Below are 21544 nucleotides of genomic sequence, written 5' to 3'. Positions count from 1 at the left end.
AATTACCACTCATCGTTTCGTTTGTTGCTGTAAGTTTCCCAATCGTCTTGTTGTGGCGGCGGATACAAGGATTCTGGTTCTATTTCTGGTTCCAATTCCGCTGACATTTCTAATTCGGGTTCCGATTCCTGCTGATAAATGTTCAGAGGTTCGACAACGCGGGCGATCGCATCTTTGACAAATGCTTTTACAAACTCGTCTTTCCGATTTAACTGAAACTGCCTTTGCACGACTTCGGTGATGCCACCATCGCCCCAATCTTGGTCATGGCGGAAATATTCAATAAAACTTTTACCAGCAATTCTGGTTAAATAAGCCGCACTGACTGCTTGAATTGCTTTGCCAAGTACAAACCCGGCTACGCTTAACTGCAGCGCCCTTGACACTACTTGAATTACACCTTCAACTATTCCCAAACTGGCTAGGGTTTTTGCTAGAGACAATGCCAATTCTTTCGCCCGATCGATATTTAATTCGCAGCCGTAAATCTTGGCAATTTCTACTACCATTTGAGCGTTAACTGCTGCTGTCGCTAACAAATCCACAACTGGCAAAGGCGTTACGGCAATTACTCCGGCTCCGATCCACTGAAATCTCTCTACTGCTTTATCAGCTTGCCGCCTTCTTTGAGCGTCAATTAACTTGCGGGCTTGGTCTCCCAAGTGCTGAGATTGCAGCAAAATATTGTCCGCAATTAAGTCTTCGCCTTCAGCTCGCAAAATCGCAGCGACGCGCCGAATTAATGGCATAATATCCGGGTATGGCTGAAAAATTGTGCCGTCTTCTAGTACAACTTTTTGCGGATTGGCGCTAATGGCGACTACATCCATTGCTGATACAAAGCCTTTGACTCGCTGCCGCAGTCGATCGAGAATTTCATCTCTGTCGGTGTCGGGATAAAGGTCAACTTTATTAAAAACCACGATCGACCTTTTGCCAATTTCCGCCAAAGTCCGCAGCGGTTCGTACTCGGATTTTCGCAAATCGCCGTCCAAAACAAATAAGATCAAATCTGCCCTCGCCGCCAACTGCCTCGCCAATTCCTCTCTGTAAGTTCCCGCAACTCCCGCTTCCAAGATGCCTGGGGTATCCGTAATTGCTAATTCTCGATCGATTCCTTTCAATTTCAGAGTGTAAGTTTCCCCAACTTCGGTAGTTCCCATCGGCGCGCCCACCTGTCCCGCCATCCGCCCCACCAGCGCATTCACAGCGGAAGTTTTGCCCGCAGAACCGGTGCCGAAAACAACTACTCGAACGCTGCCCCTCGCCATGCTAGCTTCAATTTCGCGGGCTCTCAACAGCAAAGCTTGCCGCGCTACTTCATCTTGAATGCGATCGACTTGTTGCCGAATTGCTTTAAGATTTTCCGAAGCTGCTTCACTTTTCACAACAGGAATCTTCGGAGTAATCGGCCGTTTTCCCTTAACTTTCTGAGGCCGTTGCAGCAGCCTAAAATAGTAAACCAGCGCAAAAATTAGCGTTCCCAAAAGTACAATTATCAGGAAAATCAGCAAATTAGCCAGCAGCGGAGAAGCAGACCACGCAACTTGACTGTAAAGCCCTGTTAAGGAACTCACCAGCCCAATAATCAGCCCCAGGGTGAGGCAGAAAGCAGCAATTAAGGTTAACAGGCGCGGCAAAGGCATGAGGGGAGTGGCAAATAAAAGGGTTCTGCTTTGATTTTTACATTCTCCTGAGAATTCCGAACTGATGAAGCGCCCGTTAGCGAAGCCCGCCCCTACGGGGGCTACGCCAACGAAGAGGATCGTACTGCGCGAACCCGCAAATCCCGATTCTGTCGCACTGCGGGCGCGATTTGCGGGGTTTTAGTGGTAGCGGGTGCAGATAAAGTGCGATCGCGCCGGAATCTGCAATTGTCGCTTGCACGATAACATTAGTAAGTCGGTGGGAAAATTCGCCAGTATGTAACAGGGGATCGGATTCTATGCAGCCTCATAAAAAATTGGTATGATATAAAAACTCATGCTAATTGCGGACAATCGGCAGAGTGAGATGTACCGTAGTTTCCTTTTTATAGATACTGGTAATTGAGAACTCTCCTCCTGCCAGTTCGACAATTTTCTGGACAATTTTTAAGCCGATACCGGTGCCCTGCTGCTCATAGCTCTTGCGCTCAAACTGCATGAAGGCACCAATTTTAGCAATTTGCTCTTCTGTCATGCCCTGCCCCGAGTCATGTACAGATAAATGCAGCATCTCCCCTACGACTTGACTACTAACTTTAATGGTTGTCTCTGGTGAGGAAAATTTCAGTGCATTATCAATTAATTCATGGAGTATCGTTGATAGATATCGCTCTGATAGAGCGAGCTCCGCTTCCTCAAGAGTGAACAACATATCGTTGCTACGGTTGACGCTCTGAGCCTGGTATTTCAACTCGGCTTCAATGGCGGAAGCTGAAAATAGAGTCCGGGCAGATTCGATCTTGTGCTGGCGACTTGCCGATAGTTCTAATTCTAAATAAATCAGGAATTTTTTCGTTAATTTTTCTAGGCGACGGGCAGATAAATCGGCCCACCCTAACATCTCACGGATTTCGGCGATATCCATGTCTTCGATATCGTCCTTGAGCAACCCGATCGTGGCTAAAATGCCATTGAGGGGCGTATTCAGTTCGTGGGATAGACTAGAAGCTAAGTTGCCACGCAGCTCATTGAGGGTGCTTTCCAAGACATAGATGATATTTTCTTGGATGTGGTATGAGTTCTGGATATTATCATACTGTTGCTTGATTCTGAGCATTGAATGCACGCGAGCACGCATTTCAATAGCATTTACAGGTTTACTGATGAAGTCGTCGGCTCCGGCAGTTAGACAGTTGGCAAGGTCTGACTTTCTGTTTAATGCTGTCACCATAATGATGGGAACGGCTTGCCATTTTGGCATGGCTTTGATTTGCCGGCAAATCTCGATGCCGTCTATTCCCGGCATCATCACATCCAGCAAAATAAGAGCCGGATCAAATATATCGAGGGATGCGATCGCTTCTTGCCCGCTGGCAGCATAATGCAATTGATAATCCTGCTCCGATAACAGGGTTTCAATCACATCAAAGTTATCCGGCTCATCATCAACAATTAAGATAGAGAATTGAGACATAATTGTAAGGACTCCAATAATTTAGAAAGTTTTATGATTTCAGGTGATAGCCGTCAGCTATGCTGCCAAAGTGATTTCAAAAATGGCACCTTTTGGTTTGTTGCTTCTCACACCAATTTCGCCCCCATGTGCCTCAACGACCATTTTGCAGAAAGCTAAACCCAACCCTATTTGAGAGACATCCGACATCAGATTTCCAATCTCGTATTTCGCAAAAATCTTGTGGCGCAATGTATCAGGAACACCCGGCCCAGAGTCGATAACCTGGATTTTGGCATGGCCAGATGTGAGGAATTCTACATTCACTATGATTTGACTATAGCGTGGGGAAAACTTAATGGCATTCGAGAGAAGATTATCCAGCGTTCGATGTATCAGGGTAGCATCAACCGAGATTTTCCTACTGGTTTCTTCAGGTAACTGAGCGACCAGCAACTGATTTTTTTTAGCAGCGATTGCTTCAAAGTTTGATATGGCAGAATTTACGAGAGCGCACAAATAAACCTCTGTGTAATTGAGACGATTTTCACCTGCTTCGAGTAAAGCAATTTGCAATAAATCATCAATTAATAGCTGTATTGCTTGTGCTGAGGAGTAAATTCTCTCCAGTTGGGTTTGTTGTTGTTCTCTAGGATACTCTATGCTTGTTAGGAGTTCCAAGCCAAGCAAGATACCAGCCAGGGGATTGCGTAAATCGTGAACTACCATTTTAACCATATCTTCCCGCAATTTGAGTAAGTTTTGCAGGTCGTCATACTGGTGCTTAATTCGCAGCATGGAGTGAACTCTGGCACGCAGTTCAATAGCAGTTACAGGTTTACTAATGAAGTCGTCAGCGCCGGCAGTGAGACAACGGGCAAGGTCTGATTTTGAGTTTAATGCTGTCACCATAATGATGGGAACGGCTTGCCATTTTGACATGGCTTTGATTTGCCGACAAACTTCGATGCCATCTATTCCTGGCATCATCACATCCAGCAAAATAAGGTCAGGCTCAAATATGTCGAGGGATGCGATCGCTTCTTGCCCGCTGGCAGCGTAATGCAATTGATAATCCTGCTCGCTCAAGAGGGTTTCAATTACATCAAAATTATTGGGATCGTCGTCAACGATCAAAACGGATGGTATTTTCACGGCTTATCCTTACTTACTTAGAAGCTAAAAGTTGTTGAATAGTGCTTGCCAATTGCTTCAGCTTGACGGGTTTGGTGAGGTAATCATTGGCCCCGGCGGCAAGGCAACGATCGCGATCGCCCGTCATGGCTAAGGCAGTTAGGGCAACGATCGGCAGATCGACTAAGTTTGGATCGCAGCGAATATGCTGCATAGCTTCTAGACCATCCATACCAGGCATTTGAATGTCCATCAGAATTAGATTGGGGTTTTCCGACTTGGCCAGGGCGATCGCCTCTTCTCCATTCTTAGCCAAGAGAATGCGATAGCCTTTAGCTTTCAGGTAGCTCGAAATCGTAGTGATATTGGCTTCGTTGTCTTCCGCCAGCAAGATTAAGGGAGAGCCTCCCTGTTCGGGTTCGCTGGGTTCGATGCGGGGCTCTGTCTGGGATTCCAGGGCAACAGAGGAGGGCGCACCAGTAGGGGCAGTGCCCCCGTGCCTGCCCTCCAATTCGATGCCCCCGTGCCTGCCCTCCAATTCGATCGTGAAGCAACTTCCTACACCCACAGTGCTGGTGAGCAACACCTGCCCGCCGTGGAGTTCGACAATGCGTTTCACCAGGGCAAGCCCCAAGCCTGTCCCCTGATATTGACGATTCAGGGCGCCATCGATTTGGATAAAGGGCTGAAACAGTTTGTTGATATGTTCTGGGGCAATACCAATACCTGTATCGATGACAGAAATTCGCAGAGTCTCTTTGACCAAAAAATGGGGTGGGGAATCGGCAGAATCTGGGTCGGCCCGGCGCTGTTGACGGCTGACTTCTAGGGTGATGCGTCCTCCGTTAGGAGTGAATTTTACCGCGTTATTGAGCAGGTTGATCAAGACTTGGCGCATCCGCCGTTCATCAATCAATAAGTCGGGCAGATTGGGTGGGACTTTAATCTCTAGCTGGATGCGTTTTTGCAGGGCTTGTTGTTTAATAAATGGCAGACTGGATTGACAGAGATGATTGATTGAAACTGGGGTGCAATCGAGCTCCATTTGACCGGATTCAATTTTGGCGACATCCAAAATGTCGTTGATTAACTCTAGCAAGTGAGAGCTACTGCGCTCGATGGTTTGTAAAGCTTTGATTTGTTGTTCGTTGACGATGCCAAATACTTGCTCTTGTAGCCCCTCGCTCATGCCCAGAATGGCGTTAAGGGGCGTGCGGAGTTCGTGGCTCATGTTGGCTAGGAATTCGTCTTTGAGACGGGTAGCACGGGCGAGCTCTTGGTTAGAGACTGCCAGTTGTTCGTTGCGCTCGGTGAGTTGCTGCTGGGCTTGTTGTCGATCGGTGAGTTCTTGCTGCAACTGCTCAAATAGGCTAGCTTGTTGAACCGCGATCGCCAACTGGTTAGCAATTTGTTGCAGGAGTTGCGCTTCAGACTCTTGCCAGACTCGCTTTTCTCGGCAAGCATGGACAACTAAAACCCCCCAGAGCTTGTTGGTTTGCCCAGCGGCAACCCCTCTATGGCTTTCGCTGCCTCGGACTTCTTGCAGGATAGGTGCAACCATTTTGGACTTGACTTCACCAACGCTTGCGTATTCCACCAAGCAATTAGTCCCCATATCGGTCATTATATCGGGGACGATACGGGGCTTGCCCTGGCAATAGTGGTTGAGGATTTCTTGAGACCACAGTTGGTCGTCCCAGTGAAGGTTTTTGAGCGCGGGAAACTCGGTCAACACAGATTCTTCAACTATTTGACTTCTGCCATTGTCAAATAGCCGGATTACGATGATCCGATCGCCTTGCAAGATTTCTTTGACTTGCTGTGTCACAGTCGCCAAAATTTGCTTAATATCCAACGATTCGCGAATTTGCTGGGCGATTTCTCCCAAAGTTCGCTGCCGTTGCAGTTGTAAAGCGATCGCCTTTTCTGTTTGCTTGCGGATAGCCAGTTCTGATTGTACCTGTTCGTAGAGGTAAGATTGCTGAATGGCGATCGCTAATTGGTTAGCAATTTGTTTAAGTAAATTGATTTCCCACTCTTGCCATTGGCGCGGACGATCGCATTGATGAACAATCAGCAATCCCCAGAGGATTTGATTCTGAATAATTGGAACTACGAGTTTGGCTCTGACCTGGATTTCTGCGAGGAATTCAACCAAGCAGGGTAAGATTGACTCGTTTTCATCTTCCCTATCGTTGAGGGCATAAACTCTTCCTTGGATATAGCGATCGTAGTTCTCTTCGGGGAAAACCTCTTCAGGGAAGAGGATATTCAGGAGCTTAGACGTATTTGGCGAAACAGATTCAGCAATGGCAGCCCCCGCTCCTTCAGGATAAACCCGATAAACCAGCGTTCGGTCTGATTGCAAGAGCTGATGGATTTCCTCAACAGTGCTATTGAGAATCTCGTCGAGATGCAGAGACGATCGCATCCGTTTAGTAATCGCTCCCAGCAAACGTTCCTGTTTTGCTTGTTGTTGCAATCTCGCTTCGGATTCTTTGCGATCGGTGATATCCTGAAACGTGCCTACCAGACCAATAACATTATCTGAGAAGTCTCGCAGGGGAGCCTTGTGGGTTTCGATAAATATTGGTTTACCATTGGGTAGGGTTAGCGTTTCTTCGAGCCCTAATATAGCTTCACCCGTTTCTATTAACCGCCGATCCATCGCACAATAATCGTTCGCCTCGACTTCTACGTGGCAAATATCTAAATCTGTTTTACCTATACTTTCAGTCGTAGATGCCAAGCCTAGAGTTTTGGCAAACTGCTGATTGCATCCTAAAAAAACCGACTCTCGATTCTTCCAAAACACCGAAAGCGGGATGGTATCGAGTACGGTTTGCAGAAACTGCTGAGATTCCTGCAAAGCCTTCTGGGCCTGTTTGCGCTCGGTGATGTCTACTAATACACAAATAGTTTGAGCGTCTGAGCCTGGAAGAAGTGCGGCTCCCATCAGGACAGAAAGGCGGCTGCCATCCTTACGGTAGTATTCCTTTTCCCAGGGCTCGCTGGAGGCATCCTGCATCACGCGCTCCATCGCTACAACATCAGCGTGGGCATATTCGGGGGGGGTCATGGCATCCCAATGAATTAGCCCCGCATTTAGTTCCTCCCTCGTGTAGCCAACCATCTGTAAGAAGCGATCGTTGGCATCGATAATGTTCCCCTGAAAATCGGCAAATATCATGCCGCTCACACTGGACTCAAACACCCGGCGGAAGCGGATTTCACTGCTTTCCCTGGCGAGTTCAGCTTGTTTGCGATCGCTGATATCCGATAAAATTCCCTGGATGCTAATCAATTCCCCTTCAGCATTTATAACGGGTGTGGGACTGCTTCTCACCCAGACATAATTGCCATCTCGGTGGCGAACTCGGAACTCATAATCACTTGACTTTTTACCAAATTTGATATTCTCCCGATAATCAGTCACCACCAAAGGGCGATCGTCTGGATGCACCAGAGAACTAAACGGCTTACCAATCCATTCACTCTCGTCCCAGCCAAACATGGTCTTGAATTGCGGTGACAAATAAGTGAGTATGCCATCGGGTTCGCATGACCAGATCAAATCATTAGCCCCTTCTACCAGCCGCCGGAATTTAGCTTCACTCTCTGCTAATTGGGCTTCGATCTGTTTGCGATCGCTGATATCCCGGCATACACAAATCAATAATCCATCCTCTGTGACGGTGAGGGATAGCCCTTCGGCAAAGGTAGAGCCATCTTTGCGGGTGGCGATCGCCTCTCCCTCCCAAGCGCGATCGCGCCCCAGCACCGGAAAGACTTCCCGCTCAAACCGTTCTAACTCCTGTTGGGAATACAAAAGTTTCCAGGTTTTGCCCAGCAGTTCTTGGGGATGTTCGTAGCCAAACAGTGTTAGATGGGCTTGATTCACATAGAGGTAGGTCTCTCCTTGCATAATCGCAATGCCGTCGATCGCCGCCTCAATTGCCGCCAGTTGTATTTTTAGGGTTTCTTCGGTTTGTTTGATATCGCTAATATCTGCAAAATAGCCAACAATCTCGATTGGCTTGCCTTCGATATCTCGCAGCAGACGCAGCTCATCCCGTAGCCAAACGTAGTGACCATCGCGATGCAAAAATCGATATTCATGCTGATGAGTATTGTGTTCAAAGAGAGCCGATATATGTGTAAAAACTCTAGGGGCATCTTCTGGGTGAAGATGGTTAGCCCAGAACCCAGGTGTCGATAAAAATTCTTCTGCTGTGTAGCCCAAAATGGCTTCGATATTTTTGCTCATGAAGGTTGCGTCATAGTCGCCATAGGGCTTACAGCTATAGATCATGGCGGGACTGGAGGCTAGAAGAAATTCGAGGCGTTCTTTCAACAGGCCATTTTCTCGCTCTGTCTGTTGACGCTCAGTAATGTCTTGGATCAGGCAAAGCACATAGAGATGTTCATCATCCATCGATAGGATAGAGATGGAAAAGGAGATAGTGCGGCACAGTCCATCTTGGCGCCGGATTTCCCTTTCCTGAGCGATGAAGTTGCCCCTTTGTCGCATCTTTTTCAGGTCGGCGATCGTCTGTTTTTGAGATTCTTGATCATTCAGGTACAAGCTGTGATACCACCCCAGACGGTTAATTTCTTCTAAGGTGTAACCCGTAATCGTTTGCATTTGCTGATTCCAGACTGTGAAGCGGACAAAGGGAAACTCCTCAACTTGATGGAAAACGCACAGCCCTTCTGTCATGTTTTCTACAATTTGTTGACGGAAAGTATTTTCCTGCCGAAGCGTGGCTTCGGCCAACTTGCGATCGGTAATGTCGAAGCGAATGGCTAGATACTGAAAAGGTCGCCCGCCTTCGTCCAAAAAGGGGACAATGGTGCTGGCAACCCAGTACAGGCTACCGTTTTTTGCCTGGTTGCAAATTTCACCGCGCCAAACCTGACCGCTAGTAATGGTCTGCCACAAATCTTGGAAAAATGCAGGGGGATGATAGCCAGAGTTGACTAGGCGATGGGTTTTGCCCATGAGTTCATCGCGGGAGTAGCCAGACCTCGCACAGAAGCGATCGTTGACGTAGGATATCACCCCTTCGCGATCGGTAATGACCACAACGGCAGACTGATCCAAGGCCTGTTTAAAGGCTGATAATTCTTGAATTAACTGCTGTCGTTCGAGTTCAGCTTGTTTGCGATCGCTAATATCAAAGTTAACCCCAATCATGCTCTGGGGATTGCCTTGGGCATCTCGCGCCACCACTCCATAAGCTTTAATAAAGTGGATGCTGCCATCGGGATGCAACACTCGAAATTCAGTATCAAATTCTGCCTGTCCTAATACGGCTTGGCGGATCAATGTGTCGTTAGAGTTGCGGTCATCAGGATGTAGCCCGTTTACCCAAATGTCGTAGACCAAACGACTATCAGAGGATTTAGTGACTCCATAGAGTTCGTACATCCGCTCATCCCAAAACAGGGTATTTTGTCCAATGTCCCATTCCCAACAGCCGAGCGCCCCTGATTTGAGCGCCAAAGCGAGGCGATCCGATACTTTCTGTAGTTCTGCTTCTGCACGTTTGGGATCGCTAATATCTTTGGCGATGCCTAAAAAGCCGATAATTTGTTGATTGACATCCTTGAGGGTGCTGATGGATAGCGACACAGGAAATCGAGAGCCATCTTTGCGGATATAGCTCCACTCTTCTTCGCTGAGAATACCTTGGCGTGCTTTGGCAACAAAAACCTCAAAGCCGGGGGGAATATGTTGCCTTAGTTCGGCAGATAGTGAGGATGCCCGGTCAATTACCTCGTTTGCATCATGGATGAGTGCAGGCGTGACTTTGCCCACTATTTCTGCCGCACTGTAACCGAGCATCCTTTCGGCTCCAGCATTAAAGGTCTGGATGATGCCAGTTGGGTCAGTGGAGATGATGGAGTAATCAGCACCATCGAGGATGGCGCGTTGCAGGCTGTTGACTTGCCAAAGCTCTTGGGTGCGTTCTTCGACTTTTGCTTCTAGCTGTTGGTTTAGTTGGTACAGTTGTCGCTCGGCCTGTTTGCGAGCCGTAACGTCTCGAATCATAAACAAGGCTTCATCTTCGCCGCTCTTGACAACTCTGACCTCTTCATATTGCAGGCGCGGGCCAACGTGCACCTGCTGTTCATAAACTTGCAGTTCTCCTGTGCGTAAGGCTTGCTCTAGGTGGTGTAGATGTCGGGTCGCAATTTCTCCTGACATAATATCCACCATCGCCACACCAGGGGTATCGAAATCTGTACCGAGAAAGTCGAGCTGACGATTGGCTGTCACGCTCCCCCGATAAATACCATCGGCACCGATGCGAAACATGAAGTCTGGAACTGCTGCTAATATGGCTCGGCTGTGGGCTTCGCTCTGGATCAGGGCGGTTTCGGCAAGTTTGCGATCGCTAATGTCTGTAATAGCGCCTACATAGCCGACTACTTGCCCGTCTGCATCCAGTTCGGCAACGGACTGCCCATATACCCACGCCACAGCACCGTCGGGACGTTGAAAGCGATATTCTAGCTGGAAGGGGCGATTTTCTTGGGCAGATTGTTGCCATTCGACCGCGATCGAGTCGCTATCTTCGGGGTGCAGCCCTTGTCGCCATCCTTCCCCGATGGCGGCTTTTGGGGTGAGTCCGCTGATCTGACACCAGCGATCGTTAACATAGATGCAGTTGCCCACTGGATCGGTGCGGAAAATCCCCACTGGTGCGACTTCCACTAGGGTGGCGTAGCGTTCTTCGCTCTCTTGCAGGGAGGCTTCTGTTCGTTTGCGATCGCTAATGTCGGTAATGGTGCCTATATAGCCGCTCCGATGTCCATTGGCATCGAGTTCGGGGACGCACTGCCCATAAACCCACGTTACTTCACCGTCGGGACGTTGAAAGCGATATTCGAGTTCAAAAGAGTCGTTACCTTGGATGAATTGCTCCCATTTGGCAATGACCCAATGGCGATCGTCGGAGTGCACTCCTCGTTGCCATCCCTGTCCGATAGTGGCTCCTGGTGTGAGTCCGCTGATCTGAAAGTAGCGATCGTTGACATAGGTGCATAGCCCCTCCCCATCGGTGCGAAAAATCCCCACCGGAGCGGCTGCCGCAAGGGCGGCGTAGCGTTCTTCGCTCTCGATCAGGGTGGCTTCGATCCGCTGTCGCTTGATTAGTTCCTTCTGCAATTTTTGGTGGATCGTGGCTTGCCCAATGGCGATCGCCAGATGCACTGATAAGGCTTGTACCAGTTCGACTTCTTCCGGTTGCCAGTCGCGGGCGTGCTGGCTTTCGCTGGCATTGAGCAAGCCCCATAACTCATCGCCACACAGTAGCGGCACCAAAATTTTGGCTTTTGTCTGGAGGCGGATCAGCATCTGCCGATGACAGTCTGATATGTTGGCTGTGGAGATATCTGGTACGACGCGAACATGTCCTTGACGATAAATCTCAGGATTGTCTTGCTTAAAGCAGGTATCATTGACCCGTTGGCCCAACAGAGACAGGGACGAGTCGGTGGATTCTGCCACGACAACGATTTCCCGATCGGCTTCAAACCGCCAAATATTGACGCGAGCGCAGCCGAGCACTTGCCGCACCTGCTGCACAGTCGTATCCAAAATCGTTTGCAGGCTTAGGGACGAGCGAATTTGGGTGGCCAAGTCTGCGAGTAATTTCTCTCGTTGTACCTTGGTGTTGAGAGCGGCTGTCCGAGTTTCCACCTGTTGCTCGAGCTCAAGGTTGCGATTTGCCAGCAGCGCCACCTTTTCCGCCTCTAGGCGCACCACCTTCTCTTCCCACTTCTGGACCAGTTTGTATAGCTCCAGCGGGTTGAGGGATTGCAGCAAACTGGTCTGGGTGACGATGCCTAATAGTTCTCCTAGCTCCCCTGTCACCGCCAACCGACGGATCGATCGCTGCTCCATGATCTGCTGCACAGTCAAGAGCGACTCCTCTGGCTTAACCTTAAAAATTGGTGTACTCATCACCGCCTCAGCCCGACAGGTTTCCATGTTCAAGCCCAAGGCCTGAAATTGCACAATATCCCGCTCGGTGAGAATCCCCACTGGCATTTGTAGCGGTTCAGTAGAGATGCCGCCTGGGTGTACAATCATCACGGAACTGACGCGATGCTCTGCCATAAGTTGGGCGATCGCCAGTAGGGAAGAATCTGGCGCAGTACAAATCACTTCGCGGGTCATCACTTCTGCTACCATACGCAACCGCAACAAGTCGAGGGGTCGAGATATTTGGCGCAGACTTTCGTGAGTCACTAGGCCCACTAGGCGATCGAGCTCGTCCACGATGGGCAAATGGCGAATGTGGTGATGTTGGAGCAGATTAATCGCAAAAAATAAATCGGTGAAGGCGGACTCGCGGAAGGTGACGACGGGGTGTGTCATCACCTCCCGGAGCACCAAATTCTCCAAGGAACGCTGCTGGGCACTCAGCCGCACCATGTCTCGCTCGGTCAGTACGCCGACCACTTGCTCGTTTTCCACTACCAACACGCAGCTCGATCGCGCCTCTATGTGGAGGTCTTCGAGTTGACCATCCGCCGTTCTAGCGGTGTTGCAGAGCGATCGCACGCCGCTCATTTGGGCGATCGCATCCATCACCGTCGTATCGGGCGAAACCACCAAGGGCTCCCGGATGATGGCAGTTTTGAGTTCTATTGGAGTGAGAGCCGTAGTACGAATGAACATGATTTTATAGGATTTTATTGCTGATTATTTTTTTAAACACTTCCCCTTAAACACTTACGTGAGCTGATAGCGTAGCGTGGGGCGATCCCTAGTACGGAGAAGAATTACTTAGATGCACGACATTCTTTAAATATTATATTTACTTACTGTTCGCTTTTATCGGAAATGACTTAGGGAAATTCTGTAACTCTCAGGTAACGCTCTTTCATCACTTTCATGAGATGATAAAAACAGGAAGTGTCCTCAACCATTTACTGGAGTAAGTGGAATCTCGGAGAACCCGCCGTAACGATAAAATTTGTTGACGATTACTGTGAATTATACATAGCATACAGACCACTCTTCCCGAAGTGAGAATTTGTGAGGCGTTTAATTACTTTCATGTGGGTATTTTCTGATATTAAGCGTAAAAAACTACCAGCAATATCTCGTGTAGTGGGATTAAGCAATGAACAAAAACTCTGGCATTTTCTCAGCGAATCACTTGGAAACTATAACGCTTGAGAGAGACTAGGTTAAACCTTTTGGACGCTCAGCACAATCGTACAAGACAAGGGCTTAATACACCGATTAAGGCAAGTCCAACAGTTATGGTCAAAGTGGGAGAAGCAGGGGTTATATATCTTCTTATTGCCAGAAGATTGTTCCCAAATGAACCAAATTAAATGGAAGTGGCAACAGCTTAAAAAAGATGAATTAGCGGCAGAAATGTTTGAAGCGGAGTTATATCTCGCCTACGCCGTAATTCATGGAGTAGAAGTTAGAGGAGAAACCAGTTTCAAAAAAGAAGGCAAGTGCAGGCCCGCGATCCCAACTCTGAGGTCATAATTCATTCCCAATCTAAAATCTAAAATCGGGAGCATCTCAATGAAAGCAGCCCTCCGCTAGAAATAGGAGTTAGGAGTCAGGAGTCAGGAGCCAGGAGAAAAGAGGAAGAAGGAAGAAGGAAGGAGCCAGAAGAAGTGTTTTTACAAATAGGAGATGCTCCCCTAAATCAAATCTAAAATGGTATGAGATTGCTTCTTGAATGGCTGTCGCTACGCCAATAGATGAGTGATAATACCAAAATAAAAACCATTTTCCATAATCTTGAAAAACAGGATTTGCTATAATTTAAAGTTGAGCAATCACTGTACGGAGCGAAAATTATGGGACTATTTGACCAAATTTTGAGCGCGATCGACAATCCCAACCAACAAGCAAACCCCAATCAGTTGGGCAACATTCTCGGTGCGGTAGAGCAGTTGAGCAGCAACCAGGGCGTCAATACGGGCACGACTCAGCTAGCAATGTCGGTTTTGGGCGGATACGTGCGATCGGCATTGCAAAACGTGCGCTCGCAGTCAGGAGACGCACAAGCTCAACAAGTTGTCAACCAATTTAGCGGCACAAATCCCAATCCGCAAGCGGTACAGAGTTTGTTCGGCGCAGGCCAACTGACGCAGATAGTGAACGATATCGCCCACAGAACCGGTTTGAATAACGCCACAGTGCAGGCGATGATACCTGTTTTGGTGCCGCTGGTGCTGAATTTGCTAAAAACCGGCAGCAACGCCCAAAACCCAGCCCAGGGCGGAAATCCCGTTTTGAATACATTTTTAGATTCAGATGGAGACGGCGACGTAGATATTACTGACGCCATGTCGATGGCAGGCCGCTTTTTGAATCAGCGCGGTTAATTTGGAATTTTGAAACCGCAGATATCAGCGGATGGACACAGATGAACGCAGATAGGATTTTATCTGCGTTTATCTGCGTTTATCTGCCTTCATCTGCGGTTAAAAAAATTCCTACTTTAGATGCAGATAGAGACGGCGGCGTAGATATTACTGACGCCATGTCGATGGCAGGCAGCTTTTTGAATCAGCGCAGTTAATTTGGAATTTTGTAACCGCAGATATCAGGGGATGGACACAGATGAACGCAGATAGGATTTTATTTATCTGCGTTTATCTGCGTTTGTCGGCCTTCATCTGCGGTTACAAAAATTCCTACTTTAACCCAATCCCAAATCAGTCACAGCACCGATACTGCTAGAAGAAACCAACTTAGCATATTTAGCCAAAACGCCCCTAGTATAGCGAGGTTTAGGAGGCTGCCAAAGAGCGCGCCGCTGCTCCAATTCTGCATCAGAAACGTTGAGCTGCAACAAGCGATTTTGAGCATCAATCGTAATCGAATCGCCCTCTTTTACCAAAGCAATTGTCCCGCCAACTTGTGCTTCTGGTGCAACGTGACCGACAACCATGCCGTAAGTTCCGCCAGAGAAGCGGCCGTCAGTAATTAACCCGACAGAATCGCCTAAACCAGCGCCAATAATTGCCGAAGTTGGTGCTAACATTTCGCGCATTCCCGGCCCGCCTTTGGGCCCTTCGTAGCGGATGATAATCACATCTCCGGCTTGAATTTTGCCCGCTAAAATTGCCTCCAAACAATTTTCTTCTGATTCAAATACGCGCGCAGGGCCGGTAATTTGCGGTTTTTTAACGCCGGTAATTTTAGCAACGGCTCCTTCTGTTGCCAGATTTCCCCTGAGAATTGCTAAATGTCCTTGGGCGTAAAGCGGGTTGTTCCAAGGGCGGATGACATCTTGGTCGGTGCGGGGTTCGGCTGGAATATCTGCTAACACTTCAGCAACTGTTTGGCCGGTAATTGTCAGCGCGTCGCCGTGCAGTAAACCCTGTTCTAGCAGCATTTTCATTACTTGAGGAATGCCGCCGGCTTTGTGCAAATCGGTTGCTACATATTTGCCGCTGGGTTTGAGGTCGCACAGCACTGGTACTTTTGCTCGAATAGTTTCAAAATCGTCGAGGGACAACTCAACGCCGATCGCATTGGAAATGGCCAATAAATGCAGCACAGCGTTGGTTGAACCGCCGACTGCCATGATGACCGCGATCGCATTTTCAAAGGCCGCTCGTGTCAAAATTTGGCTCGGTAACAACTGTTTGCGGACAGCTTCCACCATAACTTTTGCAGATTCGGCAGCGCTGTCAGCTTTTTCGGCATCCTCAGCAGCCATTGTCGAAGAATAAGGCAAACTCATGCCCATCACTTCAAAAGCGCTCGACATCGTATTTGCCGTGAACATTCCGCCGCAAGAACCCGCACCCGGACAAGCTTTTTGTTCTACTGCATTGAGTTCTGTTTCGTCAATTTTGCCCGCGCTGAATTGGCCGACGGCTTCAAAAGCGCTAACAACGGTTAAATCCTGTCCGTTGTGGTGTCCTGGTTTGATCGTGCCGCCGTAAACAAAAATAGCAGGAATGTTCATGCGGGCGATCGCAATCATCGCCCCCGGCATATTTTTATCGCAACCGCCGATAGCCAGCACCCCGTCCATACTTTGGCCGTTGCAAACAGTTTCTATCGAATCCGCAATCACATCTCTCGACACCAGAGAATATTTCATCCCTTCAGTTCCCATCGAGATCCCGTCGCTGATAGTAATCGTACCGAACATCTGCGGCATCGCCCCAGCTTCCTTTGCACCCGCAATAGCCCGCAAAGCGAGGTCGTTCAATCCCATATTGCAGGGCGTAATTGTGCTGTACCCGTTGGCAATCCCCACAATCGGCTTAGTGAAATCGCCGTCACCAAAACCGACTGCCCGCAGCATTGCTCGGTTGGGCGCGCGCTGCACGCCCCCAGTCACAGCTTGGCTTCTCAAATTTTCAGGCATTTTAAAATTTCCTTTCTCTGTTGTCTGTTGTCTGTTTTTCTTTGCTGCTGGCTGTTGACTGCCCAGTGCCGAGAGTTTTACGCTATTTTAATTTTCTCAGAAGCGTTGATATTTTTGACACTCCCCACGGCCGGGGCCGGGGGATTCTTCAAGACGAACTTGAAAGGGACAGGCAAAAGTCCCCCTAGACGCTCAAAACAACTACCAGCACCAGCGGTGTTGCAATTGCGCTTACTTTCAATTTTTTTTTCGCTTGTCTTTGTCCACCACAAAAGCCAGATAGGTACGCTCCTCACTCTGCCATTATTTGCCCTTTAAGTATTCCGCATCAAAGGCGGATATCTCCGTTGCCGGGATTCCTCCGTACTAGAATGATTCCTCACGTAGATGGTTGTTCTTACTTGCTACTCAAATTATATCAAACACGCTCAGGCGGTTGAAACCGCTACCGACTTATCCCCACGGCCGGGGCCGGGGGCCCGGCGGGCTCGTTCTTCGGTCAGGCCCTTTAAGAGGGAGTGGCACAGCAGTGTCCCGAAAGCAAGGGAAAAATTCTACAGATACTACAGCGTGCAGAGTGAATACCGTGGTTATCTGGGATGATGTGGTAACACCCATCACTCTAACGTTTAAAAAAAATTGCGAGGCGAATGACATGGAGGCCGATCGAATTCTGAGGCAATATGCGGCCGGAGAAAGAAATTTTCGAGAGATTAACCTCGTCGGGGCCGACTTAAAAGGGGTAAACCTCAGCGAGGCTAACTTTACCCGATCGAATTTCCAAGACGCAAACCTCAAAGGCGCTAACCTGACGGGTGCGAACTTGCGCGAGGTGAAATTGGCAGGGGTGGACTTGACGGAAGCCAACCTCAGCGAAGCAAATCTCATCGGTACCGATTTGAGCCGTGCCAATCTCAGCGGGGCTAACCTGATGGGAGCCAACCTGCGCGGATCAATGGCCAGAGAAGTCAACATGACTAAGGCTAATTTGACGGAAGCTAATTTGACCGAAGCCAACTTTACCGAAGCGAATTTGTTTGCGGCCAACTTAACCGACGCTAGCATGATTCGCATTAATTTGATGAAGGCAAATTTGAGTTGGTCAACTCTCAAAGCGGTAAACCTGACAAATGCCATCCTCAGCGAGTCGCTTTTAGAAAGAGCTAACCTAAATCAGGCAATTCTCAGCGGGGCGATGGTGAGCGGGGCCAACTTGGCTGGTGCAGACTTGCGCCAAGTAACGATGGTTGGAGCTAATCTCACCGACGCTAATCTGAGCAATGCTAATTTGAGAGTTGCTAATGTGAGTTGGTCAACGCTGGCAAGAGCTAATTTGAGCGGTGCTAATTTGTACCGGGCAAAGCTGTGCTGGTCTAATTTTAGCGGGGCGGTTTTGGTGGAAGCGGTTTTGATTGATGCTAATCTCAATCGAACTAACTTCCGCGATGCAGATTTGAGGCGGGCAATTATGCCCGACGGCACGACTAATGATTCTTAAAATTTGATTGTTGATTGGTGATTGTTGACTGTTCACTGTTGACTGTTCACTGTTCACTGTTCACTAATGACTAATGACTAATGACTAATGACTACTGACTAATGACTAATGACTAATGACTAATGACTAATGACTACTGACTAATGACTACTGACTACTGACTACTGACTACTGACTAATGACTAATGAGTATCACTGAATTATTGATGTTGGGTGCGGCGGGAATTTTTGCCGGAATTCTAGCTGGATTTTTGGGTATCGGCGGCGGTACGGTGCTCGTGCCTTTGTTGGTGGCTCTCAATTACGCTCCGGTGCAGGCGGTTGCTACTAGCGGTTTGTCGATCGTCATTACAGCTATTTCTGGCAGCATCCAGAATTGGCGCATGGGCTACCTCAGCTTGAGTCAAGTCGCAGGCATTGGATTTCCAGCCGTCCTTACAGCACAAATCGGTGCTTATTTGGCGGGGATTTTTCCGCCTTACTTGCTGTTACTTACTTTTGGGCTGTTGCTGTGGCTGAATATTTATTTGATTGAAGTTCGCAAGCGCCTGACAGCTAAGAAGAAAGCGGAACTAGAACAAGGGGAACTGGGAGGACAAGCGGGACAAGGAGAAAATGCTCAATTACCAATTACCAATCACGAATTACCCAATAATTCAAATATTATATTCCATCCAACTTTTGCTAAAATTGCTACCGGCAGTGCGGCGGGTTTATTAGCGGGTTTGTTCGGCGTAGGCGGCGGCGTAATTATGGTTCCCCTGCAAATTTTGCTGTTAGGAGAAAGCATTAAAACCGCAATTCAAACCAGCTTGGGCGTCATCGTCATCACGGCAATTTCGGCGACGGCGGGACACGCGGCGCGCGGGAATGTTTTGTGGGTTGTGGGGTTAATTCTTGGCGGCGGCGGTTTGTTGGGCGCGCAGGTGAGCACGCGGTTTTTGCCGAGATTGCCCGATCGTATTGTTAGTTTAGCTTTTCGATCGCTCTTGGCAGTGTTATCGATTTATGTTTTCTGGCAAGCTTGGCAAAAATTTAGTAACGGGTAATGGGTAATTGGTAAGGTGCGCGCGCAGTACCCTACGAAAAACTAATAACTAAGAGACATCTTTCAAAAAGCCAGTCTGGAACAGGCAAGATGCCTGTTCCACAATAATTATTGGAGATGTCTAAGGCTAATTTGCTGATAGTTTCTTCACGGCGCGAGTCAGACGCTGCAAATAAGGCTTGACAATTTCTTGATTTTGTCGCTGCAATTCGGACACTTGCTGCTGCAAATGCTGAATCTCGGTTTGCAGCATCCCTGCATCTATTGTGGGTCGATCGAGCAAATCCTGCAATTGCTTGAGAGAACCTTGGATTGTATCCAAGTCTACTTCGTTCGATCGCTCCTGTAACTGAGCCGTAATAGTTTTAACTTCAGTTAACTGTTCGCCCATCAATAAAAATCGGACGTTGACATTTTCCCAATCATGCTCTCTGAGGGCGCTATTTTCCAAAATGCGGAGTTTTTGCTGCAAATCTGACAGTTGCGTGTGGAAATCCTGAGAATCTGCAGGCAGCGCCTGGGCTTGGCGTTCGAGGGAGGCTACGGCAGCTTGTACCTCGGCGATGACGCCGGATTCCAAGCCCAGGAGTTTTTGCTGCAAGTCGGAGACAGCGGTGTAGAGTTCCGCAGGTTCTCCAGGTAGTATCTGAACTTGCTGCGAGCGAGGTTCTACGGAGGCCTGTACCTCCGCGATCGCAGAATTTGCCTTTTGTTGCATTTGTTGCTCGAAACGCTGGCGATTGGCGAGATTTATCGAGAGTGCTGCGGTTAAGGGAGCGGCAGCGTAGACAATTTGGCCCGACAATCCTGCAGCAATCGTGCCAATAGCTGAACCAGCAACAGAGGCGTATTCTACCAATTCTAGCCAGTCCGGCTGGTTCGGGGCACTTCTGGAAGCCGGGAATGATGCTTTTTCAATCTTCTGCATAGCCTTTTCGTCGTAGTCGGATAGATGGCGATACCGACATGATAAAAGCGATCGGCAAATAAATCAGGGCTATTTGTCAAAATTTCCGGATTGTGGTATTTTTATTGACCGAAAGCATCCAGGATACCCGCCACGTGATTCATCTGGCGCAAGTCAATGCTTCAATTCTTTAATCTTTAATCTAAAATCGATTGACCGAAAGCATCGAGGATACCCGCCACGTGATTCATCCGTCCAGAAATAAAAAACCTGTATCCGATAAAGGAGCCGAACGTATTTATCTCGCGCAAGTCAATACTTCAATTCTTTAATCTAAAATCTAAAATCTAAAATCTAAAATCGATTGACCTTCTGCGTTTAAAACGCTCAGTCTCAGGTAAAATTCAGGATTAAGTCGATCGCTCAACAGTTAACCAATAAGCGTTCACCGCCGTCTGTCAGGAGTATACAGAAAATGGGTCTTAAGATTATTGAAAGCTACGATAGCAGTTTTGTCCTCGAACCCGATGCTAAAACTGCACTGTTCGGTTTATTAACCGGTGAAAGCTTTGTCAAACAAATAGCGCTACAATTGCAATGCTCGCGCATTGAGTTTGCCGAGTTACTTTTTCAGCCCGTCCCTTACAGCAGCGAGACGCCGAAGGGAATGCCTGCGGAATTTGAAAAGTATCATCAATCGAGCGATTTTGCGATCGTCAACGTCCCCCCTAATTTCATGTTCCAAGCCAAAATATTTAAACCCAGCCGCCTCTGTGCAATTTATCGAGTTTTCAAGACTGAGGTAAAGGCTGGTTAATCTGTGGTTAAATCTAAAATCTAAAATCTAAAATCTAAAATCGGATGACAGAAGACATTCAATCTCTCGCCAGCTTAGAATTCATTCCCTACATAGACTCCGAGGGGAAATTGCCCGATTTTCTCCAGGGAAAAATCGGCGTTTACGCGATTTTTGACAGCGATAAAGTCCTGCAATTTGTCGGCTATTCTCGCGACATTTACCTCAGCCTCAAACAGCATTTGGTACGGCAAACCCAATATTGCTACTGGCTGAAAGTCCAAACTATTGACAAGCCCAGCCGCACTATTCTAGAAAGCATTAGAGAAAGTTGGATTGCCGAAAACGGTTCCCAACCCCAAGGTAACGGTGCCGATGCTGCCAAATGGAACGATCCCATCGACACCAAAACTGTAATGACTGCCCAAGAAACGGCAAATTATGAAGGTATCTTCGCCGATGAAATTGCCAAAGATAAATTGTTGAAAAATGTCGCGCGGCGCGTGGAAAATGAAATTTTCGCACTGCTGAAAGCTCGCGGCGTAACTGAAGAAATCCGGTTTAATCCCAAGCTCAAAACGAGCGGATTGTTGGATTTAAAGTCCTGACTGCCGGGAGCATCTCAGTTTTGTAAAAAGCATTTTTTTTATTGTAGTGCGAGCGTCCCCGCTCGCGTATTGTACAATAC

Annotated in this window: 13 protein-coding genes; 7 read left to right on the top strand and 6 right to left on the bottom strand. The window is 48.2% G+C overall.

The features are described from left to right. Positions 1–2 precede the first annotated feature (2 nt). The 4 genes from QUB16_RS26400 to QUB16_RS26385 all read right to left on the bottom strand — a co-directional run bounded on the left by QUB16_RS26400 (position 3) and on the right by QUB16_RS26385 (position 12925). A complete protein-coding gene (locus QUB16_RS26400) occupies positions 3–1646 on the bottom strand; it encodes a GTP-binding protein (RefSeq protein ID WP_333320736.1) in 1644 nt (547 codons plus the stop codon). A gap of 340 nt (positions 1647–1986) precedes the next feature. Continuing rightward, the gene (locus QUB16_RS26395; RefSeq protein WP_333320734.1) at positions 1987–3120 is read right to left on the bottom strand and encodes a hybrid sensor histidine kinase/response regulator; all 1134 of its coding nucleotides are present in this window, start codon (positions 3118–3120) and stop codon (positions 1987–1989) included. Positions 3121–3177: 57 nt separating this feature from the next. Beyond that, complete coding sequence (locus tag QUB16_RS26390; protein ID WP_333320733.1) at positions 3178–4254, bottom strand: response regulator; 1077 nt, start codon at positions 4252–4254, stop codon at positions 3178–3180. A gap of 13 nt (positions 4255–4267) precedes the next feature. Next, positions 4268–12925 carry a PAS domain S-box protein gene (locus QUB16_RS26385; protein WP_333320731.1) on the bottom strand — a complete coding sequence of 2886 codons (8658 nt, stop codon included), beginning with the start codon at positions 12923–12925 and terminating at the stop codon, positions 4268–4270. A 651-nt stretch (positions 12926–13576) separates the two neighbouring features. On the opposite strand from QUB16_RS26385, the gene QUB16_RS26375 reads away from it, so the two are divergent. From QUB16_RS26375 to QUB16_RS26365, 3 genes are all read left to right on the top strand, one after another. Beyond that, positions 13577–13753: a hypothetical protein gene (locus QUB16_RS26375; protein ID WP_333320729.1), complete on the top strand. Its 177-nt coding sequence runs from the start codon at positions 13577–13579 to the stop codon at positions 13751–13753. A gap of 320 nt (positions 13754–14073) precedes the next feature. Then, positions 14074–14604, top strand: coding sequence for a hypothetical protein (locus QUB16_RS26370; RefSeq protein WP_333320728.1), 531 nt, complete (start codon positions 14074–14076; stop codon positions 14602–14604). Between the two features lie 41 nt (positions 14605–14645). After that, entirely contained in the window at positions 14646–14801 is a 156-nt protein-coding gene (locus tag QUB16_RS26365; RefSeq protein ID WP_333320726.1) for a hypothetical protein, read from the top strand. A gap of 120 nt (positions 14802–14921) precedes the next feature. On the opposite strand, the gene ilvD is transcribed toward QUB16_RS26365, so the two are convergent. Then, positions 14922–16607, bottom strand: coding sequence for a dihydroxy-acid dehydratase (ilvD, locus tag QUB16_RS26360; protein WP_333320724.1), 1686 nt, complete (start codon positions 16605–16607; stop codon positions 14922–14924). 655 nt (positions 16608–17262) lie between these two features. On the opposite strand from ilvD, the gene QUB16_RS26355 reads away from it, so the two are divergent. Together QUB16_RS26355 and QUB16_RS26350 are read left to right on the top strand one after the other, a co-directional pair. Next, positions 17263–18105: a pentapeptide repeat-containing protein gene (locus QUB16_RS26355; RefSeq protein ID WP_333285719.1), complete on the top strand. Its 843-nt coding sequence runs from the start codon at positions 17263–17265 to the stop codon at positions 18103–18105. A 185-nt stretch (positions 18106–18290) separates the two neighbouring features. Further along, the gene (locus QUB16_RS26350; protein WP_333320722.1) at positions 18291–19154 is read left to right on the top strand and encodes a sulfite exporter TauE/SafE family protein; all 864 of its coding nucleotides are present in this window, start codon (positions 18291–18293) and stop codon (positions 19152–19154) included. Between the two features lie 126 nt (positions 19155–19280). Here the strand turns inward: QUB16_RS26350 and QUB16_RS26345 are convergent, their stop codons facing one another. Further along, entirely contained in the window at positions 19281–20081 is an 801-nt protein-coding gene (locus QUB16_RS26345) for a hypothetical protein (protein ID WP_333320720.1), read from the bottom strand. 454 nt (positions 20082–20535) lie between these two features. Here QUB16_RS26345 and QUB16_RS26340 point away from each other — a divergent pair, with 454 nt between their 5' ends. Continuing rightward, entirely contained in the window at positions 20536–20877 is a 342-nt protein-coding gene (locus QUB16_RS26340) for a hypothetical protein (RefSeq protein ID WP_333320719.1), read from the top strand. Positions 20878–20921: 44 nt separating this feature from the next. After that, positions 20922–21464 carry a GIY-YIG nuclease family protein gene (locus QUB16_RS26335; RefSeq protein WP_333320717.1) on the top strand — a complete coding sequence of 181 codons (543 nt, stop codon included), beginning with the start codon at positions 20922–20924 and terminating at the stop codon, positions 21462–21464. Positions 21465–21544: the final 80 nt, after the last annotated feature.

Source organism: Microcoleus sp. D3_18a_C4 (genome assembly GCF_036702415.1).
GTDB lineage: Bacteria > Cyanobacteriota > Cyanobacteriia > Cyanobacteriales > Microcoleaceae > Microcoleus.
The sequence above is the reverse complement of the archived record's forward strand: the minus strand, read 5'-3'. Positions and strand labels throughout refer to the sequence as shown.

Bases quoted from the DNA above. Each gene is read 5' to 3' on its own strand.
- QUB16_RS26400 (WP_333320736.1), bottom strand. From the start codon at position 1,646: ATGCCTTTGCCGCGCCTGTTAACCTTAATTGCTGCTTTCTGCCTCACC.
- QUB16_RS26395 (WP_333320734.1), bottom strand. From the start codon at position 3,120: ATGTCTCAATTCTCTATCTTAATTGTTGATGATGAGCCGGATAACTTT.
- QUB16_RS26385 (WP_333320731.1), bottom strand. From the start codon at position 12,925: ATGTTCATTCGTACTACGGCTCTCACTCCAATAGAACTCAAAACTGCC.
- QUB16_RS26375 (WP_333320729.1), top strand. From the start codon at position 13,577: ATGAACCAAATTAAATGGAAGTGGCAACAGCTTAAAAAAGATGAATTA.
- QUB16_RS26370 (WP_333320728.1), top strand. From the start codon at position 14,074: ATGGGACTATTTGACCAAATTTTGAGCGCGATCGACAATCCCAACCAA.
- QUB16_RS26365 (WP_333320726.1), top strand. From the start codon at position 14,646: ATGAACGCAGATAGGATTTTATCTGCGTTTATCTGCGTTTATCTGCCT.
- ilvD (WP_333320724.1), bottom strand. From the start codon at position 16,607: ATGCCTGAAAATTTGAGAAGCCAAGCTGTGACTGGGGGCGTGCAGCGC.
- QUB16_RS26355 (WP_333285719.1), top strand. From the start codon at position 17,263: ATGGAGGCCGATCGAATTCTGAGGCAATATGCGGCCGGAGAAAGAAAT.
- QUB16_RS26350 (WP_333320722.1), top strand. From the start codon at position 18,291: ATGAGTATCACTGAATTATTGATGTTGGGTGCGGCGGGAATTTTTGCC.
- QUB16_RS26345 (WP_333320720.1), bottom strand. From the start codon at position 20,081: ATGCAGAAGATTGAAAAAGCATCATTCCCGGCTTCCAGAAGTGCCCCG.
- QUB16_RS26340 (WP_333320719.1), top strand. From the start codon at position 20,536: ATGGGTCTTAAGATTATTGAAAGCTACGATAGCAGTTTTGTCCTCGAA.
- QUB16_RS26335 (WP_333320717.1), top strand. From the start codon at position 20,922: ATGACAGAAGACATTCAATCTCTCGCCAGCTTAGAATTCATTCCCTAC.